At 68.2% G+C, this 20,842-nt stretch carries 17 protein-coding genes and 8 pseudogenes; 14 read left to right on the forward strand and 11 right to left on the reverse strand.

The genetic code is table 11. The features are described 5' to 3' along the window. Positions 1-221: 221 nt before the first annotated feature. Positions 222-422, reverse strand: a complete 201-nt coding sequence (locus ACX28W_RS30200; protein WP_459002920.1) for a DUF5988 family protein — start codon at positions 420-422, stop codon at positions 222-224. Positions 423-733: 311 nt separating this feature from the next. Between ACX28W_RS30200 and ACX28W_RS30205 the strand changes: the two genes are divergently transcribed. Beyond that, positions 734-1,600: an NmrA/HSCARG family protein gene (locus tag ACX28W_RS30205; RefSeq protein ID WP_459002922.1), complete on the forward strand. Its 867-nt coding sequence runs from the start codon at positions 734-736 to the stop codon at positions 1,598-1,600. 4 nt (positions 1,601-1,604) lie between these two features. Here ACX28W_RS30205 and ACX28W_RS30210 read toward each other — a convergent pair. Continuing rightward, positions 1,605-1,911: pseudogene (locus ACX28W_RS30210) on the reverse strand (IS630 family transposase); the annotation flags it as partial. A 342-nt stretch (positions 1,912-2,253) separates the two neighbouring features. Further along, a complete protein-coding gene (locus tag ACX28W_RS30215; protein WP_459002923.1) occupies positions 2,254-3,159 on the reverse strand; it encodes a helix-turn-helix domain-containing protein in 906 nt (301 codons plus the stop codon). A 142-nt stretch (positions 3,160-3,301) separates the two neighbouring features. Here ACX28W_RS30215 and ACX28W_RS30220 point away from each other — a divergent pair. The 6 genes and pseudogenes from ACX28W_RS30220 to ACX28W_RS30245 form a co-directional block, all read left to right on the forward strand. Beyond that, positions 3,302-4,172 (forward strand): annotated as a pseudogene (locus ACX28W_RS30220) (oxidoreductase). A gap of 253 nt (positions 4,173-4,425) precedes the next feature. Further along, positions 4,426-4,632 carry a hypothetical protein gene (locus ACX28W_RS30225; RefSeq protein WP_459002925.1) on the forward strand — a complete coding sequence of 69 codons (207 nt, stop codon included), beginning with the start codon at positions 4,426-4,428 and terminating at the stop codon, positions 4,630-4,632. Positions 4,633-5,457: 825 nt separating this feature from the next. After that, the gene (locus ACX28W_RS30230; protein ID WP_459002926.1) at positions 5,458-5,976 is read left to right on the forward strand and encodes a (2Fe-2S)-binding protein; all 519 of its coding nucleotides are present in this window, start codon (positions 5,458-5,460) and stop codon (positions 5,974-5,976) included. 2 nt (positions 5,977-5,978) lie between these two features. Next, complete coding sequence (locus ACX28W_RS30235) at positions 5,979-6,968, forward strand: FAD binding domain-containing protein (RefSeq protein ID WP_459002927.1); 990 nt, start codon at positions 5,979-5,981, stop codon at positions 6,966-6,968. Next, on the forward strand, positions 6,965-9,172 hold the full coding sequence (locus tag ACX28W_RS30240) for a xanthine dehydrogenase family protein molybdopterin-binding subunit (protein WP_459002929.1): 2,208 nt from the start codon (positions 6,965-6,967) through the stop codon (positions 9,170-9,172). Before ACX28W_RS30235 ends, ACX28W_RS30240 begins: the two co-directional genes overlap by 4 nt. Before the next feature lie 568 nt (positions 9,173-9,740). Then, a pseudogene (locus ACX28W_RS30245) lies at positions 9,741-9,867 on the forward strand (XdhC family protein); the annotation flags it as partial. Positions 9,868-9,962: 95 nt separating this feature from the next. On the opposite strand, the pseudogene ACX28W_RS30250 reads toward ACX28W_RS30245, so the two are convergent. The 3 genes and pseudogenes from ACX28W_RS30250 to ACX28W_RS30260 all read right to left on the reverse strand — a co-directional run. Further along, positions 9,963-10,298: pseudogene (locus ACX28W_RS30250) on the reverse strand (FAD-binding oxidoreductase); the annotation flags it as partial. Then, the gene (locus tag ACX28W_RS30255) at positions 10,295-10,714 is read right to left on the reverse strand and encodes a hypothetical protein (protein WP_459002931.1); all 420 of its coding nucleotides are present in this window, start codon (positions 10,712-10,714) and stop codon (positions 10,295-10,297) included. The gene ACX28W_RS30255 and the pseudogene ACX28W_RS30250, both read right to left, overlap by 4 nt. Before the next feature lie 158 nt (positions 10,715-10,872). Next, a complete protein-coding gene (locus tag ACX28W_RS30260; RefSeq protein WP_459002932.1) occupies positions 10,873-11,265 on the reverse strand; it encodes a hypothetical protein in 393 nt (130 codons plus the stop codon). Positions 11,266-11,417: 152 nt separating this feature from the next. On the opposite strand from ACX28W_RS30260, the pseudogene ACX28W_RS30265 reads away from it, so the two are divergent. The 3 genes and pseudogenes from ACX28W_RS30265 to ACX28W_RS30275 form a co-directional block, all read left to right on the forward strand. Beyond that, positions 11,418-11,622, forward strand: a pseudogene (locus ACX28W_RS30265) (transposase family protein); the annotation flags it as partial. Positions 11,623-11,707: 85 nt separating this feature from the next. After that, positions 11,708-11,818: pseudogene (locus ACX28W_RS30270) on the forward strand (urease subunit beta); the annotation flags it as partial. Between the two features lie 19 nt (positions 11,819-11,837). Continuing rightward, the gene (locus tag ACX28W_RS30275; protein ID WP_459002954.1) at positions 11,838-11,963 is read left to right on the forward strand and encodes a hypothetical protein; all 126 of its coding nucleotides are present in this window, start codon (positions 11,838-11,840) and stop codon (positions 11,961-11,963) included. Between the two features lie 202 nt (positions 11,964-12,165). Here the strand turns inward: ACX28W_RS30275 and ACX28W_RS30280 are convergent, their stop codons facing one another. Continuing rightward, positions 12,166-13,404 carry an acyl-CoA dehydrogenase family protein gene (locus tag ACX28W_RS30280; protein WP_459002934.1) on the reverse strand — a complete coding sequence of 413 codons (1,239 nt, stop codon included), beginning with the start codon at positions 13,402-13,404 and terminating at the stop codon, positions 12,166-12,168. A gap of 316 nt (positions 13,405-13,720) precedes the next feature. Between ACX28W_RS30280 and ACX28W_RS30285 the strand changes: the two are divergent. Continuing rightward, positions 13,721-13,855, forward strand: a pseudogene (locus ACX28W_RS30285) (bifunctional 4-hydroxy-2-oxoglutarate aldolase/2-dehydro-3-deoxy-phosphogluconate aldolase); the annotation flags it as partial. A 531-nt stretch (positions 13,856-14,386) separates the two neighbouring features. Then, positions 14,387-15,787, forward strand: a complete 1,401-nt coding sequence (locus tag ACX28W_RS30290; RefSeq protein WP_459002935.1) for an MFS transporter — start codon at positions 14,387-14,389, stop codon at positions 15,785-15,787. Positions 15,788-16,135: 348 nt separating this feature from the next. Here the strand turns inward: ACX28W_RS30290 and ACX28W_RS30295 are convergent, their stop codons facing one another. The 3 genes and pseudogenes from ACX28W_RS30295 to ACX28W_RS30305 all read right to left on the reverse strand — a co-directional run bounded on the left by ACX28W_RS30295 (position 16,136) and on the right by ACX28W_RS30305 (position 17,780). After that, positions 16,136-16,474, reverse strand: coding sequence for a VOC family protein (locus tag ACX28W_RS30295; RefSeq protein ID WP_459002937.1), 339 nt, complete (start codon positions 16,472-16,474; stop codon positions 16,136-16,138). A gap of 46 nt (positions 16,475-16,520) precedes the next feature. Beyond that, positions 16,521-16,640 (reverse strand): annotated as a pseudogene (locus ACX28W_RS30300) (MarR family transcriptional regulator); the annotation flags it as partial. 234 nt (positions 16,641-16,874) lie between these two features. Further along, positions 16,875-17,780, reverse strand: a complete 906-nt coding sequence (locus tag ACX28W_RS30305) for an NmrA family NAD(P)-binding protein (protein ID WP_459002939.1) — start codon at positions 17,778-17,780, stop codon at positions 16,875-16,877. A gap of 225 nt (positions 17,781-18,005) precedes the next feature. Between ACX28W_RS30305 and ACX28W_RS30310 the strand changes: the two genes are divergently transcribed. After that, complete coding sequence (locus tag ACX28W_RS30310; protein ID WP_459002941.1) at positions 18,006-18,377, forward strand: cation:proton antiporter domain-containing protein; 372 nt, start codon at positions 18,006-18,008, stop codon at positions 18,375-18,377. Between the two features lie 243 nt (positions 18,378-18,620). Here the strand turns inward: ACX28W_RS30310 and ACX28W_RS30315 are convergent, their stop codons facing one another. Continuing rightward, complete coding sequence (locus ACX28W_RS30315) at positions 18,621-19,538, reverse strand: NADP-dependent oxidoreductase (protein WP_459002943.1); 918 nt, start codon at positions 19,536-19,538, stop codon at positions 18,621-18,623. Positions 19,539-20,517: 979 nt separating this feature from the next. On the opposite strand from ACX28W_RS30315, the gene ACX28W_RS30320 reads away from it, so the two are divergent. Continuing rightward, positions 20,518-20,769, forward strand: a complete 252-nt coding sequence (locus ACX28W_RS30320; RefSeq protein ID WP_459002944.1) for a hypothetical protein — start codon at positions 20,518-20,520, stop codon at positions 20,767-20,769. Positions 20,770-20,842: the final 73 nt, after the last annotated feature.

The raw sequence follows: 20,842 nt of genomic DNA on the forward strand, positions 1-20,842 counted from the left end.
GCCCTCCGCGGAGCCCGCCGTGCTGGTCCTGGACGCCAACGACCTTCCTGCCGCCGACCGGGTTGCGGAGCCTCTGGTTCATCCCTGATGCGATGTACTGGCGGGCCTACCGCTCAGGCCGGGTGCGAACGACGCTGTGGTTGCCATACCCGGCTGGTTCTCCCCGTGTTGGGAGTTCAGGAGGCCCTGATGAGCCTCGCGGTGACGACATGGGAGTGGCATCACTCCGCGATCTCGGTCCGTTCCCACCACTCGTATATGGCCAGCTGACCTTCCGGAGAGTCCTCATGGCGTGGTGTGGCCTTGTAGTGCTCGTACCCGCCGAGGTACGGAATCTTTAGCTCTTGTCCGGGAGGAGTGATCGGCACTATCTGACCCATGAGATCGTCCGGGCCGCCCTCCAGACGTGCTTTGGAAGCCATATGTCCAGTTTTGCCACCGCGGGGTGTCTGACGCATCTTGGAGAGGCTCAGCCCTTGCTCGGCAGCCAGCGTGCGGAGGCGGGCTCTCCTTGCTCGCGCGCCAGGACTCGTACGGCATGGGCAGGAACCGCTCCACGAAGACCTCGCTGAGATGAATGGTCAAACCCACCACCATCATGCGTACGCCCCCCGGCACCCGCGACGTGACTGCGCCGCCGCACCGGCGCAGGAAGGAGCTTCGCGGTGGCGTCCGGATGGACGGGGGGAGATCATTGCTGCTGAGGGAACCAACCGCAGGGGAACCGAGGCATATGTCCATACGCGTGGCGGTTCTGGGAGCTACTGGCGGTCAGGGCGGTGCCGTGCTGCGCGCGCTCCAGGCCGGAGGGCACGAAGTGCGCGCGGTGGTCCGCGACCCCGACAGTGCCCGGGCGCGCGCCGTGCGCGTGCGCGGCGTGGAGGTGGTGCCCGGTGACCTCGGCGATGCCTCGTCCCTGCGGGCTGCGTTCACCGGAGTGGACGCAGCGTTCGCGGTCACCACGCCTTTCGAGGCCGGGCCGCAGGCGGAAGTCGAGCAAGGACGAGCCATCGTGGGCGCCGCCGTGCAGGCGGAGTTGCCGCACCTCGTACTTGCATCGGTGGCTTCGGCCGACCGGTCCACGGGCGTCCCGCACTTCGACAGCAAGCAGCGGATCGAGGAGATCCTCGCCCAGGAGGGCCCTGCGTGGACGGTGATCGCACCGACGTACTTCTTCGACAACCTCCTCGGTGATCTCCAGGGTCTTCGCGAAGGACGCCTGGAGCTTCCGCTTCCGCCGGACCGGCCACTGCAGCAGCTGGCCTACCAGGACCTCGGGGCGCTGGTGACGGCCGTGGTGTCCGACCGCGAGCGGCACGTCGGCCGCCGTATCGAGGCCGCGTCCGACGCACCAACCCCAGCGCAGATGGCCGCCGCCCTCCAGAGGGTGCTGCACCGCCCCGTCGAGCCCGTCCGGGTCCCTCTCGCCGCCGTTCACGAGCGCAGCGCCGACATGGGCGCGATGTGGGACTTCATCAACCGTGAGGGCTACAGCGTGGACATCGGCGCACTGCACCGCTCCTATCCGGATATCGCCTGGACCACCTTCGCCGCCTGGGCCGGCGACCTGGCAATCGGCAACCGTGGATCTGCTCTGTAGCAGGAGACTTACGTCCGTCCGAGCAGGTATCGGGGCGGGGCCGGTTGATCGGCCGGGAAGGCGGCCGGCCTTGTAGCAGGGCAGGGCGACGACCGATAAGCGCCGGCGGGAGCGTCCGCGGACGCGCACGATCGGCGTGTGACCACGCCGGGACCAGGCGCGGGTGGTGGGCGGCGTCATCGAGAACCCGGCCTCGTCTTCAAATACGAGCCAGACGTCGAGCGCCGCCGCGGTCATGCCACGTGCGGCCAGATCTCCTTCCCCCAGCCGGCCACCGCTTCCTCGGTGCGCTCGACGGCCCTGCGGGCCGGGAAATGGTGGTGGGTCGGAACACTGCCTTTTCACCAGTACTGCTCACCCACGACCAGGTCCGGCAGTACGCCCTGCTCGCGACCGCAGGCAAGCGCGACGACCCGCGATCGGTTTTGTACGTGGGGAGCTGACACCACTTGTCGCTCAGAGCGGGGAACGCACGGTTTCGCCGGAGGGTTCGACGGCGCCACCGAAGTTCAAGGTCGATCTGTACGCTGCGATCCGCCGTGATGCCCGGGCGGGGATGTCCTACCGGGCTCTGATGCACGAGCACGGTGTCGGATTCTGCCCGGTCAAAGCGGCGCTGGAGTCGGAGTGGCCGGAGCCCCGCCGACGGTCCGTCACTGCTCGTCGACGGCCTGGTGATCGTCGGCGCCGGTCTGGTTCCGGCTCTCGCCGGACGCCGCCAAACTCCCAAGTATGGCGAGCAGTTCGGCACTGCGGCTGCCCGGTTCGGCGTGGAAGACCTTGAGGATCAGGCCGTCGGTGCCGACGATGGCCAGCTTGCTGGCGTGCAGGTCGAGGTCGCCGACCTGCGGATGGCGCAGCCGGCTGACACGCGGCCGCTTGGGCTGCACGTCGTGACGGCCCCACAGACGGCGGAAGTGCTCACTGCGTACGGACAGCTCGCCCACGAGTTCCGCCAGGCGAGGATCGTCGACGTCGGGTCCGATGTTGGCCCGCAGGGCGGCGATCAGCGCCTTGGTCAGCTCCTCCCAGTCTCGTAGCAGTTCCCGTTCACTCTCGTCGAGGAGGAGGGCCCTCAGGAGGTTGACGCCGGGGGAGTAGTTCGGGGACAGGGCCGTGGCCAGCGCGTTGGCGGCGAGCACATCGGTGAACTTGTTCTCGACGTAGGCGGGGGTGCTCGGCCATCCGTCGATGAGCTGGAGGATGTCGGGCGGCACGGGCTCGGGTTTTCGTGAGGCCCGTCCACGGTCCGTGGAGCGGCCCGTCCGACGGGCTCGGGAGGGGCGCACCTGGGTCAGGCCGATCAGGTGCGCGGTGGCGTGGGCGTCCAGGTTCAGGACGTCGGCCAGGGCTTCGAGGACCTGGAGCGACGGGTTGCGGTCGCGGCCCTGCTCCAGGCGCAGGTAGTAGTCGGCGCTGATCCCGGCGAGCATCGCGACCTCCTCGCGACGCAGTCCCGGGACGCGCCTGAGCCCGCCGCCGCGGATTCCGGCGTCCTGGGGCCGGACCAGTGCCCGGCGGGCGCGCAGAAATTCGCCGAGGGCGTTCGTACCGTCCATGCTCCAACCCTAGGTCCGTATCGGCGCGGGTGCCTGTCCCTGTCACTCCCAGGAACAGCGGGGTACTGCCGAGCGCGGTCGATCGCGAGCAGAGTCGGTATCGGACAAGCTGTCCACGCAGGTACGCAACGGAAGGCACACCATGACCGACACCGTTCCGGGTGGAACTCTCACCCTCGCCGACGATCTGACCCTCAGCCGCATGGGATACGGAGCCATGCAGCTGGCGGGCCCGAACGTGTTCGGGCCGCCCAAGGACCGGGACGAGGCCGTCGCGGTGCTGCGGGAGGCCGTCGAGCGAGGCATCACTCACATCGACACCAGCGACTACTACGGGCCCGCCGTCGTCAACGAGATCATCAGGGAAGCCCTGCACCCCTACCCCGCAGATCTGCGCATCGTGACCAAGGTCGGTAGCCGTCGCGGCGACGACGGCAGCTGGAACGTCTCGCGGGACCCCGAGGACCTCAAGGCCCAGGTCCGCGAGAACCTCCAGCACCTCGGCGTGGACGCGCTCGACGTGGTGAACCTGCGCGTCGGCTCCAACGAGGGGGAAACGGACGAGGAGCCGCTCGGCGACCAGTTCAACGCGCTGGCCGAGCTGCAGAAGGAAGGTCTGATCCGCCACCTCGGACTCAGTGCCGTCTCCGATGCCCAGCTCACCGAGGCGCAGGCCATCGCCCCGGTCGTCACGATGCAGAACCTCTACAACCTGGCCAACCGCCAGGACGACGCCCCTCGTCGAGCGGTGCGAGGCACAGAACATCGCCTTCACCCCGTTCTTCCCCCTGGGCGGCTTTTCCCCGCTCCAGTCACAGACCCTGACCGACGTCGCCGCACGCCTGGACGCCTCACCCCAGCAGGTCGCTCTGGCCTGGCTGTTGCAGCGGTCGGCCACCATGGCCCTCATTCCGGGCACCTCCTCGCGCGCCCACCTGCGTGAGAACATCGCCGCCGCGGACCTGACGCTGCCGGCCGACGCGGTTGCGGCACTCGACACCATCGGCCGCTGACAAGGAAGCAAGGAACGTCCCAGCCTGCATCGACAACCCGTCTACGAGGGCTGCCGCCGACACCTGACGGTCAGGAGTCGAGCTGGCTTATGGCGTGGAGATGAGCGACAGCTGGGAGGACTCCTCGAGTACCGCCGACACAACCTTGGTGATGCGCTGGGAGATCTTCCAGCAGTCCGGGGTGCGCACAAGGGTGTCGTCGTAGAACCCGTGGAGGTTGAGGACCTGCTCGGGGTGTTCGCGGCCGGTCTGGATGTCGGCGTTGCAGCAGGCCGGCCGTACACCGGCGGATGTCGACCCTCAGACGGCCGCCAAGGTGATCGTCCAGGGAGGCGCTCAGGTCATCGCTCAGCAGGTGGCCAACAGCGACGGCAGCGACGATGCCCTCGTCGCCGGTGAACTGGCACGCGGCTACTGGTACGGCGTGTACCGCCGCCCCGGAGGCCGGACCGCCGACTGACGGCACCGCAGACTGACGGCACCGCCGTCCGCGGTCGTCGTCGGGCTGCCAAGCGGAGCTCGGTCACGGCCGGCGTGAGTACAGCCCGCTACAGCACAGCCTGCGGCATCGTCGAGCACTCCGCTATCCGGGCCATGAGACCTTCGAGCCGCGTAGAAGCGGCTGTGACCTTTCCTGGTTCGTCCTGCACGAACTCCTTTGTCACAACACGGTAGTTGTACGAGTCCAACGGAAACGCTGCCTGTCGTTCGGCTTCCGAGGTGGAGGCCGGGTGGTAGGCCCACTCGTCGATGGGCCCTGGGATCCTTGCCTGCAAGTACCGGCTCCAGCACCTCTACCGGGGCTGGCCAGCCTGGCGCCGACACCTCCGCCAGGCCCCTGGGCAGTGTGAGCAAATCACGGGGGGACCGATTCACGCGCTGATTGAGCGTGCACAGTCAACTCCATACGAGTAGGCCGTGATGCGGCGGTTCGGCTCGCCCGGCCATATCCCAGGGGCTGAACCAGTGCCTCACCCGGGTTCGACCCACGTCCCGCCCCGGGGGCAGTTGTCGACACCACCATTCCCTAGGTGGCCCTTGGCTCCCAAGGGGCCGACCATATGATCAGGGCCGATGGAGAGGGCCATACGGATAACTCTGAGAAGGGCAACCATTCGGTGTTCGACGGCATCAAGATCGCTTTTCTTGATGATCGACCAGCACACTCCAGGACTCTTTCTGGGCGATTTCTACGCGGTCGAAACGTGTCGGTTCTCCGACCAGATGACGGGGCCGGCGGAACGGCTTCAAAGATTCGCCCGAAGGAATCAAGAATTGAGGCGCCATGAAGCATGCAGAGACTGAGGAACGGCCATCCGGCCAGTCACCGCCTGAGGTTCCGCAGGTGGAATTCACCCTCAACGTCAACGGTACGTCCCACCGGCTCCGGCTCGATGCGCGCGTCACGCTGCTTGATGCGCTGCGTGATCACCTGGGCCTGACCGGGGCCAAGAAGGGGTGCGACCAGGGCGCGTGCGGAGCGTGCACAGTGATGGTCGACGGGAGGCGAGTGGTGTCGTGTCTCGCGCTGGCCGCGCAGTACGAGGGGCGCGAGATCACCACCGTGGAATCGCTGTCGGTCGACGGCGAGTTGCACCCCATGCAGGCGGCCTTCGCCCGGCATGACGCGTTCCAGTGCGGTTACTGCACGCCGGGGCAGATCATGTCCGCGGTCTGCCTCATCGCCGAGGGACGTGCGAACTCCGAGGACGAGATCCGCGAGTTCATGAGCGGCAACATCTGTCGCTGTGGCGCTTACCCGAACATTCGCGCGGCGATTCGCGAAGTGGCAGCGGAAGGTTGACCATGTACCCCTTCGAGTATGCCCGGGCCACGGACGCCGACCAGGCCGTGGCCGTGGTCAGCGCTGATCCGCACACGTCGTTCCTCGCCGGCGGCACCACACAGCTGGACCTCATGAAGGACGGGGTTCTCCACCCCGAACGGCTCATCGACATCACCCGCCTGCCCCTCGGGGGCATCACGCACACCGACTCGGCGATCCGGGTCGGCGCGTTGACGACGATGGAGGAGCTGGCCGCCGATCCCGTCGTAAGAGAGCGGCTGCCGTTCGTCCGAGAAGCCCTTCTGCTCGGCGCCTCGACGCAACTGCGCAACATGGCCACCATCGGCGGCAACCTGCTGCAGCGAGCCAGGTGCCGCTACTTCAGAGACCCCGCCGTCGCTGCCTGCAACAAGCGCAAGCCCGGATCGGGGTGCGCCGCCATCACGGGCATCCAGCGGATGCACGCCATCCTCGGCACCAGCGACCACTGCATCGCCCTGCACGCCTCCGATGTCGCGGTACCTCTGACAGCACTCGACGCGATCGTCCACGTTCTGGGGGCGAGTGGTGCGCGTAGCATCCCGCTGACCGAGTTCTACCTCCCGCCGGGCGACACGCCTCACGTGGAGAACGTGCTGCAGCACGGTGAGCTGATCACCGCGGTCGAGATCCCGCTGCTCCCGCCGAGCGCGCGCTCCCACTATCTCAAGGTGCGGGACCGGATGTCGTATGAGTTCGCGCTGACCTCGGCCGGCGTGGCTCTCGTGATGGAGAACGGCACCGTTCAAGAGCCACGGGTGGCGCTGGGCGGGGTCGGCACCATCCCCTGGCGCTCCTGGGACGCGGAGGACGTTCTGCGTGGAGCCCGGGCGAATACCGACACCTTCCGCGCGGCGGCGGAGGCAGCCATCGAGGGCGCCAGGCCGCTGCCTGGGACCGCATTCAAGGTGGAGTTGGCCAAGCGCACGCTGGTGCGCACTCTCGAGACCGTTGCAGGAGCGCCGTCATGACCACTCGCGAAGCCGGCAGGGTCGTCGGTGCGGGCCTGGACCGCGTCGACGCCCCGCTGAAGGTGACCGGATCGGCTCAGTACCCCAACGACTTCTCTTTTTCCGGCATGGTGCACGCGGCCTTGGTGGGGAGCACCATCGCCGCGGGGCGGATCCGTCGTATCGACGTGTCACAGGCCCAGGCCGCGGCGGGGGTACTGAGGGTCATCACTCATCTGAACGCGCCGAAGCTGGAGCGCGGCCCGATGACTCTGCTGGGTGGGTCGCCTCCGGCTCCGCTGCAGGACGACCGCATCCTGCACTACGGTCAGCACATCGCGATCGTGGTGGCCGAGAGCGCGGAGCAGGCCCGGCACGCTGCACGGCTGGTCCACGTCGAGTACGAGCCGGCCAAGGCCGTCCTCGACGTGGACGACCCCCGGGCCGAGATCCTCGACAACCCCTGGGGGCTGGACACCGAGCATGGTGACGTGGGCGCAGGATTCGCCCAGGCGGACGTTGTCATCGAGGGGACCTACACCACTCCCGACAACACCAACAACCCGCTCGGTCTCATGGCCACCATCGCGTCCTGGCACGGCGATTCGCTCACGGTGCACGACTCCACGCAGTGGCCGCACAACGTGCGTACCACGCTCGCCACGGTCTTCAAGATCCCCGAGAGCGGCATCCGGGTCCTGGCCCCGTTCGTCGGTGGCGGCTTCGGCGCCGGACTGCGGGTGTGGTCGCACGTCGTCCTCACCGTGCTGGCGGCCCGCGAGGTCAACCGCTCGGTCAAGCTGGTCCTGACCCGGCCCGAGATGTTCACCTCCGTGGGGCACCGGCCCAACAGCGTCCAGCAGATCAAGATCGGCGCCACCCGTGACGGAGGCCTCGTCGCCATCGAACATCACGGCATGTCGTCCGTGGCGATGGAGGACGACGACTACGAACCGGTCTCCCACGGTTCCGCCGTTTCCTACGCCTGCCCCAACGTGCTGACCCGCGACCGGCAGGCGCGCCTGAACATCCCCTGCCCGGGATCCATGCGCGCCCCGGCCGAAGGCCAGGGCAACTTCGCCCTCGAGTCCGCGATCGACGAAGTTGCCTACGCCCTGGGCATGGACCCCCTCGAGATCCGCCTGCGCAACTACGCGGAGGAGCACCCGATCCTTGGCCGGCCCTGGTCGAGCAAGGCATTGCGGGAGTGCTACGTCCAGGGCGCCGAGCGGTTCGGCTGGTCGCGGCGCCGACAGGAGCCGGGCTCCATGCGTGATGGGCGCTGGCTCGTCGGCTACGGCCTGGCCGGCGTCTCCTACCCGTTCTACCAAGTGCCGTGCCAGGCCCGCGCTTCCGTGCGCCGCGATGGCTCGGCGTACGTGCGCAGTGCCGCCACCGACATCGGGACCGGCACCTACACGGTCATGACCCAGCTGGCGGCCGAGCTTCTGGGGCTCGACGTCACCCGGGTGCGTTTCGACCTCGGCGACTCCGACATGCCCTACTCACCCCAGGCCGGCGGCTCCGGTCTCACCGGGGCCCTCGGCAACGCCGTCCACGCCGCCTGCGGGCGCCTGGTGCAGGAATTCCTCGACGTGGTGCGCGACGATGCCGATTCCCCACTGCGCGGGGCCGCGCTCGATGACGTGATGGTTACTGACGGGCGTGTTCACCGCGTCGGTGATTCGGGGCAGGGAGAGTCCTACGTCGACATCCTGGCCCGTCACGGCCTGGAAGAACTCAGCGCCGACGGCAGGAGCATCCCGCCGCAGGCCGAGGAGCTGGGTCTGGCCATCGCCGGTGCCTTCGGCGCCAAGTTCGTCGACGTACGTATCGATCCGGAATTGGGCCTGCTGCGTGTGGCACGGGTGGTCTCCGCCATCGACGGCGGGCGCATCCTCAATGAGAAGACCGCCACCAGCCAGATTGTCGGCGGCACAGTGGGCGGCATCAGCCAGGCCATGTTCGAGGAGACGGCCACCGACCAGGGAACCGGGCGCGTCGCCAACGCCACCTTCGGGGACTACCTGATGCCGGTCAACGCGGATGTTCCCGACATGGAGGTGCTCTTCGTCGGCGAACCCGACCGCGCAACCGCGGTAGGAACCAAGGGAGTCGGGGAAGTCGGCCTCGTCGGTCTGGCAGCGGCCATCGGCAACGCCGTCCACCACGCCACGGGACGTCGCATTCGCTCCCTGCCCATCACCATTGACCAGTTGTTCTGACGTCCACGGCAAGCGTGGTGACGAGTCGGCTCTGCCGGGAGTACGGAGGACCTCCGTGGCCCACCGCCGCGGAGGTCCTGTGACCTACCCCCGTTGCCGGTGTCAGGCCATGAGCTTGAACGGAGAACCTAGGAGCTGGCCTCCGTGATCGCGAAGAACACGGATCGCGTGGACGTGCTCATCAATAACGCCGGCCGTCCGGTAGCGCCACGGCGGCAGGTCAGCCGCGACAGCCACGAGGTCACTCTGCAGACGATGTGGGCCCGTCGGTCAGCCCGGTGGGCCGGACAGTACGTAGACGAGAGGGCGACCGGTCCAGCCGAACCCCATCGCCCTCGACCCCGATGTCCGGCACCGACTTGCCGAAAGCACATTCCGCATCCTGGGGCGCTCCGGTACGCATGCGTGAGACACCGCCACAGACTCGAGTCCGCCTGGATTTGCCATGCAGCGACTGGAGCGTGAGGTGAAGAACCCAGGCTCAAGAGCTGCCGCCGCTGAGTGGCGGATGACTGCATTGCGCCCTCATCCGCGACCATCCCTTCGTTCGCCGGCGCCCCGCCGCGCCGCCGTAGGTTCGGTCTCCCGTGGCTGTGTGGAGGGTGCGGTGTACGAGCTGTGCCAGCAGGCGCTGCAAGACGGCGAACCCGTCCTGCAACGTTTCGGCTACAGCGATGAGGATGCCTTCGCTGCCGATGGTTGTCGTGTGGTGGATGTTCAGCGGGCTCCCGACGTTGCCGTGGTCGCCCGAGCTGATGGCGAGCCCGTGCGGGGCGAGTGTCTGGGCGACCTGGGCCCAGCGGGCACCCGCCTCGACACGGACCAGACGGGAGCCGCGGTCGAGGACGTCGACCCGGTGCAGCGCGCTCAGGTCGATGACGAGCCCGCCTTCGTTGGTGCCGCTGCCGGACAGGCCGTGGCCGCCGCTGCGGACCGCCACCCGAAGCCCCGTCTCCCGTGCGAGCCGCAGCGCCGCCGCGACGTCGCCCGCGGACTCGGGCAGGACGACGGCGGCCGGGCGCCCCACGGTGGTGTAGGTGGAGCGGAGCAGCCGGTAGCGCCGGTCGTCGGGCGTGACCACCTTCCCGGCCAGCTCGGCCGGCACGGTGGAGAGGGTGGCGTTCATCGCCCGCTCCGGACGGCGTCGACGCGCTCGCGCACCGCGGGCACGACCTCGTCGGCGAAGAGTGCAAGCTGCCGCTCGGGGTCGGTGGCGGGCCAGAAGACGAAGGTGTCGAAGCCGAGTTCCACGGCCCACTCGGTGAGGGTGTCCACCCACCGTCGCACATCGCCGACGAGCCCGGGTCCGTCCCGGTGCTCGCCGATCACGTTGTAGACGCGGCGCAGCGTCCTCGGGTCGCGGCCTGCGTCGGTGGCCGCCTCGTCGATGATCCGCTGACGTGAGGGCACCTCCTGCGGCGGGACATAGATGTTCAGCGGAGAGATCCAGCCGTCGGCCATCCGGCCGGTGACCGCGAGCATCCTGGGCGTCGCCCGCCCTGACCGACTGGTGGTCAGGTGATTGCGACCGTCGGCTGCCATTCGCAGAAGGCTCCATTGCGGAGCTGACGAAGACGGTAACGGAGTGATAGGGCTTGTTATGTCCCCCCACCCAGTACTCAGGTGAGGAGACAGTCCTGCTCGCCTCGATTCCCCACCCACGGCCCTCGCGGTGTTCCTTCGCGCCGGCATCTGCCGCGTCAGTGCGGGACCCTTCCTGCCGTCAGCCCTTCGCCGTCCTGAAATTCGATCAGCACCCCACTGTCGGTGAGATAGATCCAACACTCAGGAGAGCGCTCCAGCACTGCCTCCGCATGGCTTGCCACCAGGGCAGCCTCCAGCGCAACGGACGGCACCGCAAGATTGCCCCAGAACACGACCGCGAGTTCGTTCGCCCCGGCATAGGTGACCACCAGCCTGCGCAGTTGACCTGCATCGAACGCCTCACACCGCTCGATCACCTCGGCCCCGTGCCAGTCCAGCCGAGTCGATCCCACTGCTCCGAAGCGCCCCAGACTCAGTGCAGCGAAGGTACGGTCCTCGTGGAACGACAGCACCATCGCCGATTCACCAACGACTTCCAGTAGCGCCACGATCTCCCCTGAGTGCGTTCCGTACATCTCGCCAGCGCTCAAAACGGTCCCCGACGTGCCCTCAATGGTGTTTCGCCTGTTCAGTGACAGTGGCCATCAGAAATTCGACTGGCCACCAACAGTTCAGCAGGCTACGCCCTCGGAAGACGGGCGTCTGCGAACGCCAGGGGGTCCCAGTCCTCGCCGACCGCGCCTACATGGGAGCCGGCCCGCGGGGGACGACACCCCTCAGACGCCCGACAGGCCGCGACCTCACGCCAACCCAGCGAACGGTCAACCGCGCTCTCGGCGGCACGGGCACCGGTGGAGCGGGGTGTGGCCCGCCTGAAGACCCGCCAGGACCTTCGCCGAGGTCAACCCGGGACTGAAGGTCCTCAAGGTCGAGGTCCCTTCCGCTCCGGAGTTGGAGTCGCCCCAGGAGCTCAACGGCTGCGAGGCGGAGCGGCTGCGGCGGCTGAACATCGCCGCGGGTACATCCGTGCGCTTCGAGCCGGGCGACGAGTGCTGCGTCGAGCTGGTGGAGATCCAGGGGGATCGACAGGTCAAGGGACTGTGCGAGGTCGGGAGGCCCGTTGTACGACGGCGCCAAGGTCCTTGGGCCCCTGCCCGGCGGCAGCGGCGACTGCGCGGAGGGCGGTGTCACCTTCTTCCAACCGCCGCCGGAGGTCCTCAAGGGGTTCAGAGGCAACGTGTACTGAGCGCACCACCACCCTCCGGAGTCCACAGCGGACGCGAACGTGGTCGTGGGCGCGCTGATCAGGGCGCGCGGTTCGAGGTCGTGGCGTATGCGGGAATCGGTGACGCCGACCCCGGCCCACGGTACGCACCCGGGGCCGCGGCCGGGGTCATCGCTCGGGACTGTCGACGACGACGGAGTCCGGGGATCGAGAGATCAAAAGATCAGGCGACCAGCGGGATGTCGTCCGACGGCAGACCGAGACCGGCGCGGCCGACGCGGCGGGCGAGCGGTTCGGGCATGCTGTTGCAGACGTGCGTCCACATGGTGGCGGCGTCCCGGAAGTAGCGCTGCATGCGCTCGCCGTCACGCGCGTACCGGGAGCCCGCCGTACGGAACAGGATGCCCTGCAGCGCCTCCCAGGCCATGCGCCCGGCGGTGAGGTGGACGAGCGCGAGCCGGTCGTCCACGGCGGTGGTGAAGGGGGCCCGGCCCGACACGTTGTCGGCAGCGGCCTCCATCCAGTCGTTGGCGGTGGCGCGCATCGCGGCGTCCGCCGTGCGGATCGCGGCCAGCGCCTCGCCGAGGTGGCGCTGGTAGTCGTCGAGGTCGGCGCGGGTACGGCTGGGGTCCACGACGAGCCGCCGTTCGGAGATGATCCGGGCGAACTCGTCGGCGGCCGCGTACGCGGTTCCGATCATCAGGGCGGCCATCTCGCCTTGGAAGAAGCTGGCCGGGCGCCCTGCGTACATCGCTTGGCCGTGCAGCTCCGAGCCGACCGTACCGCCCTCGACGGACAGGTCGAGCAGGTTCCCCTCCAGAGTGTGGTGGTTGGGGATGCGGGCCTGGTCGAAGCGGAGGCTGTTGGAGCCGCTGCCACGCAGGCCGAGGGTGCCGTACCAGTCGTCGAGCAGCGTCCAGGAGGAGCGCGGTGCCACGAACAGCACGAATCCCGGCCGGTCGCCCGGGTTCTCGGGTGCGCGGAACGTGTGTGCGAGGTAGTGGGTGGCGTACGGGGAGCCGGAGGAGTAGGACCAGGTACCGTCGAGCACGGTGTGTCCGTCACCGTCGGGCAGGGCCATCCCGACGGGAGCCACGGTGCTGGAGGCCCGGAAGTCGCCGTCGTCGCCGAAGAGTTCGTCCTGAGTCTTCTCTCCGAAGAACGAGGCGACCTGCAGGACATGGGTGGCGGAGAGCGAAAAGGCCCAGCCGGTGGACGGGCAGCCGCGCGTGATCTCGGTCACGACGCGGTAGAAGGTCGCCGCGTCGAACTCGTAGCCGCCGTACCTGCGCGGTTGCAGAGTCCGGTAGAAACCGGCCTGCAGGAAGTCCTCGTGGGTGTTCTTCGGGTAGACGGTCAACTGCTCGGTTTCCGCCTGTCGTTCGAGCAGCGTGGACCGCATCGCCACGGCCCTCTCGATCAGTTCGCGTTGGGTGAGATCCGGTTCGGGAACGGCTATCACGAGGACTCCTTGCGGGTGGGACTGTCCGTGCGTGCGGAAATACGTGTCTCACGCACGCGCATTTATCAAGCATTATCACCGGAATATGCCAAGTAAGTTCATCCTTCAACCAGTTGACGCGCCGATCCGACTACTCGTGAGTTCCGGTGATCGCTCGTAGATCGGAGTGATGTCGTACTGGATGACCTCGTCCCTGTCGTCCACGGCCCGGCAGATCTTGTCCTAGACGAGGTCGCGCTGGTAGGGGGAGTTGGGGGGTGTTCGCCTGGGTCACGAGGTTGTGTTTGCCGCGTGTCCCACACCTGCGCCGCCGAGGCACCTGGACCGGGGGGCCATCGCCGTCGGTGTCGGCTCACCACTCGTCGGGGACGCGGCCGACGGCGGCGACCTGGACCAACTCCGCGCTCGCGCGGCCGTGTTCCGCAAGGTGGCCGCAGGGGAGACGCCGTGACGACTCCGGCCGGCCAGGCCCCGCCCCAAGTGGTGACCTTCGGCAAGACGATGGCAGCGCTCCGGGCACACGGCGCGCTGCGGCTCGGCGGGAGCCTCGGCCTGTCCGTTGGGGGGAGCCGAGTCACTGCTGAGACCTTCAGCTGCGGGTAAGACGCGGTGGAGGTCCAATTTCTGATGTGCGAGGCGAGCGAGGCAGGGTCCAGACTCTCGCCATTCCCGGATGTCACGATCCGAGGCCAGGCAAAGTCCCACCGGGCAGAGATGCAGCGTCAGGTCGGATCTGCCCCGGGACAATCGCCTTTCGCACCGGGCTGCCGAGGGCTAGTGTTCGGGTGCAGCAAGTGACCCACGAGGAGCTAAGACATGGTCGGTCGTCCGAGCGCGCGTTGACGTCGTAGGCCGTGATCGGCCTGTCATCGCGTGCTGTCCTTGATGTTGCGGCACAGCGAGCCTCCCCCCGCTTGAACCGTAAGTGCGCCTGTCGTGCGCCAGGTGGCGGGCCTCGTCGTCGGCAATCCAAGGGATCCCCGTGCCGTCCGCTTCCTCCGCCGTATCCGATTCCGGTCGACCTGTTCCGTCAAGCCTGTGGCGGGACGACGACTTCCGCAGACTCTGGGTGGGTCAGACGTCCTCCCAACTCGGCGAACATGCAAGTCTGGTGGTTCTGCCGCTCTTCGCCGTCCTGACGCTCAACGCCGGTGCCGGCCAGTTGGGGGTCCTCCGCGCGGTAGGGCAGGCGCCGACCCTGTTGCTCTCGCTCTTCGTCGGCGCGTGGGTGGACAGGTGGCGGGCCCGCACGGTGATGGTGCTGACGGACGTCGGCCGGACGCTGGCCCTGGGTGCCGCCGCCGTGGCCGGCTTCCTCGGTTGGCTCGGCCTGCCGGCGCTGCTCGTGGTCGCCTGCGTCGTCGGGACCCTGTCCGTGTTCTTCGACGTGGCCTACCAGGCTTCTGTCGTACGGCTGGTGAAACGCGATCAGTTGGTGCGGGGCAACAGCGCGCTCGAGGGCAGCCGGTCCGCGGCGCAGATCGGCGGTCCCGCCCTCGGTGGCGCGTTGGTGTCACTGTTGTCGGCGCCGATCGCTGCCGCCTCCAGCGCGCTGTTCTTCGCGATGTCGTTCCTGTCGATCCGACGGATCCGTCGGGTCGAATCGATCCCGGAGCACTCGGAACGTCCCCCTCGGGTATGGCGGCGGATCCATGAGGGCCTCCGCTTTGTCGTTGGCGAAACTTCGCTGCGAACTGTGTGCCTTGCCTCGGTCGTCTTCCAGTTCTCCTTCGCGGCCGTGATGACCGTCTATCTGCTCTTCCTGCCGCGGGAACTGCACCTGTCGGGCACCGCCGTCGGGCTGGCGCTCGCGGCGACGGGGCCGGGCGCGCTCCTGGGCTCGATGCTGGCCGCCCGCCTGCCGAGCCGGTTCGGTTATGGCGCGGTGCTCGTGTTCGCAGCGGCACTCGGCGACGGCGCGTTCCTGTGTGTGCCCGCGCTGCACGGCTCCTCTGCGGTGACGGTTCCCGCGCTCCTTGCGGTCAACTTCGTGTTCGGTACTGGCGGCCAGTTGGTGAATGTCACGGTCATGGCTGTCCGGCAGGCCGTCACTCCGGACGGGATGCAAGGCCGCGCGGCCGCGACGATCACATTTGTCGGCATGGGGCTGACCCCGCTCGGCTCGCTGCTCGGCGGTTTTCTCGCGGAGGAGTGGGGGTTGCGCACCAGCCTCCTGGTGACGGCCGCAGGCATGATGCTGTCCCCAGTGTTGATGGCTTTGTCCCCGCTCGCTCGTCTAGGACGGGAGCTTCCTACCCCCAGAGGTTCTCGTCGTCGCGTCGAAGGCTGCCCAGCATTCAGTCCGGTTCGTACTGAGCCAGACGGCGTCGAAGTTCCAGGTTCTCGCCATGGGCCGCCTCCAGGGCCGTCCGGAGCCGGGTGATCTCCTCGCGGTGGGCCTGCTGCTGTTGTGAAAGGCGTGCGCTCAGCGCGCGCACGGCCGCTGAGGTCGACGACGGCGCCTCGGCATCGGCCCGGCGCGTGCCGGACCGTCGTCCCCACTCCGGTGCCGTTGGGGGCGTCCCGAGGAGAGCGGGGGACGGTGCCGCTCCCGGGGCGGTGGACGTCGCCGAGACGGTGGGCGGCGTCTGCACGCGCTTGGACCGGGGCACCCCCCACCCCGCCAAGCGCATCCCCCAGCGGGCGCGCCTGGGAGGGCCCCAGGGAAGATCAGCGCCCAGGCGGTGCCCGCCGAAGCCGCGTACAAGGCCTCGCACGAAGGACACAATTGTCACAGGGACTTGAGCCGGGTGCGCAGGAGGCAGAACTCGTCGCCCTCGGGGTCGGCCAGGACGTGCCAGCTTTCGGTGCCGGTCTGGCCCATGTCGACGGGCCCTGCGCCGAGAGCGAGCAGTCGTTCCAGCTCAGCATCCTGGTCGCGGTCGGTGGCGTTGACATCGATGTGCAGCCGGAGCTTTCCCGTCCGGGGGTCACTGGTCGGGCTGAAGACGAGGGTGGGCTGCGGGCCGCCGAAACCGGCGTCGGGCGGGCCGATCTCGATGCTTCCGTCGCCCTCCCGATCGAGCTCGACGTAGCCGAGGACGTCGCCCCCTGTTGCGCCTTCGGTCATCCGGGTCCGGCGTCCGCTCGACGCAACCCTGCTCGGCCAGTTCGTTGACCGCCGCCACGACGTCGCTGCGGTCCATGCTGCACCGGCGACCGAGCGCGGCCTGGCTGGCCACCCCGAACTCGTCCAGCGCGGCCAGGATCCGGTAGTGGTACCCGCGCGCGCCCACCTCGCCGAAGCCGTCGGACGCCAGTGACCCTCACCACGGCGGGTCATCGGTAACTGCGACGCATGGACCGAGCGCTTGACAGGGTGCAGGACGACCTATTGGGACCGCTTTCAGCCGAGGCAGGCAGACCTTGACCCGCCTGCTCAGTCGACTGCCCACGCACCACCAACGGGCCTAGATCCACTTTCAAACAGACCCCTGGTCGTCGGCGTGGTACGTGTCGGCCGGTGCGGCTCAGCCCAGATAGAACTCCTTGCGGGCGGCCACGAACGCTTCGACCGATCGGGCAGGTATGCCCGTGACGCGCTGTACGTCGTCCGTCGCGCGGTCGTAGCGATTCTCGCGGTGCAGTCGGGCCATGGTGGCGATGTGCTCCTCGGTGTGCGGCGGCAGGCCCACCTTGGCGAGGACCTCTGCCCGCCACTGCTCCAGCGGCACGTCCACATAGGACACCGGGGACCCCAACGCCCGTGAGAACTCCTCGGCCATCTCCGTCATATCGACCGAGCGCGGGCCCGTGAGTTCGTAAACGTGTCCGATGTGCCGGGCAGGGTCGCGCAGCACGGTGGCTGCCACTCGGGCGACATCCTCCACAGCGATCGGCGAAGTGCGCCCAGTGCCGAACGGCAGCGCGATCGTGCCGCTCTCCTGGATCGACCGTGCTGCCAGCACGGTGAACAGCGGGTTGTCCAGGAACGACGTCGGCCTGATGTGTACCACCGGCAGGCCCGACCAGTTCAGTACCTGCTCCGCCAGCCAGTGCAGGCGCTGCTGGTGCGACTCCGTGGTGCTTGTGGCGGTCATCTGCGACACCGTCATCTGGGACATGCTCACCAGGGCGTCCAGGTTTCCGTGCTCGCGCGCCACGCTGGCCACCACGGTCGCGGCCAGCAGATGGTCCGGCGACACGGGCATGGCGAAGTACATCCTGCCGACGCCCTCCAGCGCGGCCGCGATGCTCTCGGGCCGGGTCAGATCGCCGAGGACCACCTCCGCGCCGAGCCCACGCAGCTCGGCCGCACGATCGTCGTCGCGGCGCACCATCGCACGCACGGGCACGCCCTGCGCACGCAGTTGCTCCAGGACCCTGCGGCCCACATCACCGGCGTTGCCCAGGAGAACAAGGTTGCTGGCGACCATCGATCGCATCCTTAGCTGAGTGGGAGCGTGATTACACGGGTACGCCCGCGCCGAGTGGTTCGTCCCATCATCCTAGAAGGATCAGCAGCCCATAGCATTACGTAAGAGGGCAACGCTGGTCATGGCCGGCGCACCGCCTATCGGCCACCGGAGTCACCATGCCTTATGACAATCTGGTCATCGTTCTCGCGGTAGGCGCCGGCGTCCCGTTCCTTCTCGCCATGGTTGCGAGTCCCCCTCCCGGGCCCCGTCCTCGAGATCGTGGCCGGCGTGATCGTTGGTCCGGCGGTGCTGAATCTGGTGCAGCCGGACGCCACCGTTCAGGCGTTGTCGATCATTGGACTGAGCTTCCTGCTGTTCCTCGCCGGGCTCGAGATCGATTTCCAGCAACTGCACGGCCCACGGGCGCGACTCGTCGCCATCGGTCTGGCGGGCAGGATTGTGCTGGCCGCGATTGTTGGCTGGTTTGCTGGACTTCGCCGAGCTGGTCGAGAGCCCACTGCTGATCGACACCGCGCTGGTGGCAACGTCCTTGGGGCTTTTGGTCCCGATCCTGAAGGACGCCGACGCAATCGACCCGGCCAGCCGGCCAACTGACCGTCGGTGGAGCCTCTGCAGGTGAGATTGGTGCTGTGCTGCTGCTGTCGATGTTCTTCTCCGAGCATGCTTCGGGCCCGGCCTCCAGGCTGCTTCTGTTAGCGCGGTCGGACTTTTTCCGCCTCGCGTCTTTCGGCCAAGGCGGATTGGCCCGCCCAACGGAGGGCAGGGCACAGTCGGTGACACCTGGGCCAGCGCATGAGACATCGTGGCGGCGAGGACGCCGATCCTGCTGCGTGGTGCTCACGCAACTTGGATGACGGTCTTGCCGACTGTTCCCTTCTTCGCGCGGAACGCCTCCGGGGCACGGTCCAGAGGATGGACGGCACCCACCAACGGGCGCAGCCGGCCCTCCCGGTGCCTGCCGATGATCTCCAGGAGGTGATCACGGTTGGGTTCGACGATGAAATACATGGCCCGACCGTCCTTGGGCTGCACGGTCGGGGGTTGGGCGATGGTCACCAGGGTGCCGCCGGGCCTGAGCACGGCGGCAGAGCGGTCGAGTACCTCCCCGCCGATGGCGTCGAAGACGAGGTCGACGCGACCTGCCGCCTCCTCCCACGCCGGTTGTCCGAGGTCGAGGAAAACCTCTGCGCCGAGCTCCAGCACCCGGTCCCGGCTCCCCTCGCGCCCTGTCCCGAGCACGCGCGCACCGGCATCACGGGCAAGCTGTGTCGCGGCCATTCCCACACCCCCGCCCGCTCCGTGCACCAGCACGCTCTGCCCAGCCTCCAGCATTCCGTGTATGAAGAGGCCCTGCCAGGCGGTGAGGCCCGGCATCGGCAGAGCCGCCGCCTGCACGTGGTCGATTCCCGCGGGCAGCGGCGCCAGATTGCGCGCCTCCACCGCCGTGTACTCCGCGAGAGTGCCGTCCCGGTTCCAGTCGGTCAGCCCGACGACACGCTGACCGACCGACAGCCCGGTCGTGCCGACCGCTACCTCGGCGACCTCACCCGACAGCTCGTGTCCCGGAATGACGGGCGCTCGGTCCCTGCCGCCCCGGTCGACCCAAGTGGCCGGCCAGGCCAGCTCATCCGGGGTGAAGCAGGCCGCACGCACCCTTACGACGACGTCGCCCTCGCCCGCGTACGGGTACGGTGTCTCCTCCACTACCAGGCTGTCCACGGCCGCATCACGATCGTGGGTTCGTACGGCCTTCATCGCCCCTCCTTCCGGCAGCGAGCGAGTGCCCCTACTGTTTCAGGATGACGGCGTGGTGCCCTCGGGGCGATCCGGGGCGACGCACCTCCGATCTGGCCGTCTCAGGTGCACCCAGCACCTGAGAACCGGGGCTTGGAAACGCACGCGCATCATGCACAAGCTGTGACCGGGAAGGCTCATGGGTTAAGGCGGCCAAATCGGTCGGCAGAGGGTAGTCCCGGCCCGTCAACCGCTACGTTGGCGGTCCGACCGGAGAAGATGCGCCCGCGCCGCCCCGCTGCTGAAGGTGGCTTTGCCGGGCGCCGCCTTGCGTCTGCCAAGGAGAAGAAGTCGGTCTGCCGCAGGCGGACCCCGACGACCCGGCTGCGCGAACCCGTCACGGGAACGCTCCGGGCACCGAGAGTGCCGCACGCGTGTCGGCGGACCCCCGAAATCCCCGTCCCCTTCGCCGAAGCGACCTGCGGCAACGACGGGCGGAGTGAAGCAGTCGCACATCCTCGGCGCAGCGGGAGTGCTGCCCCAGGTCGCAGCGCTTCACTGCACCTGCCTCGACGGCACCCTGCACCGAGAGCCTCACTCTCGAACAGACGCGCAGCTCCGTTCCTTGTGAAATCGGATATTGCGGATAAACAGTCGATCGAGTGGCTGTCTGGGACCACGGTTGCCGGCAAGGGCGTCCTCGGTTACTGGGAGGAGCGACGGAGCCGGCTGACGCGGCGGCTCGGCCGCCTGGCGCTCGGCAGACAGGACCGTTCGACCGCGCCGGGCGTCTGATGTACCGCACAACCGGATGGCTGATGCTGCTCCGCCGAGCACCACAGGCTTCCTCCACCTGGGTCGCTGGCCCAACTGGCCAGCCGGCACGACCTGGTGGCCACGTTTGCACACCCATACCAAGACTATTGATCGGAGCAGTCGGGTGCCGAACATCACCAAGACAAACAGCGTGCGATACCTGAGCGCAGCTGTCGGAGTAGTTGTGACCCTCGTCGGCGGTGCAGCGCTCGCGCCGTCGGCGTCGGCCGACGTGTCCGCCGCGAAGCACCGTGCGGAGACCTTCCAGCTGGTCGGCAAGCAGACCTCGGCCGGAGAAGTCGATCTGGGCGAACCGGGCGTCAGTGTGGGTGACCAGCGGGTTGTGCACGAGGATCTCTACCGTGACGGCAAGGAGGTGGGCGATCACAGCGCGGTCTGCACCTTCACCCAGGTCAGTCCGGCCGCCTTCCAGTGAGCCGTTTCCCACCTGAGGCGGCTGCCCACGAGTTGGACGACCCAGTGAAACAGCGAAGCTCCTGGTAGACGGT

Source organism: Streptomyces sp. SD15 (assembly GCF_054462255.1).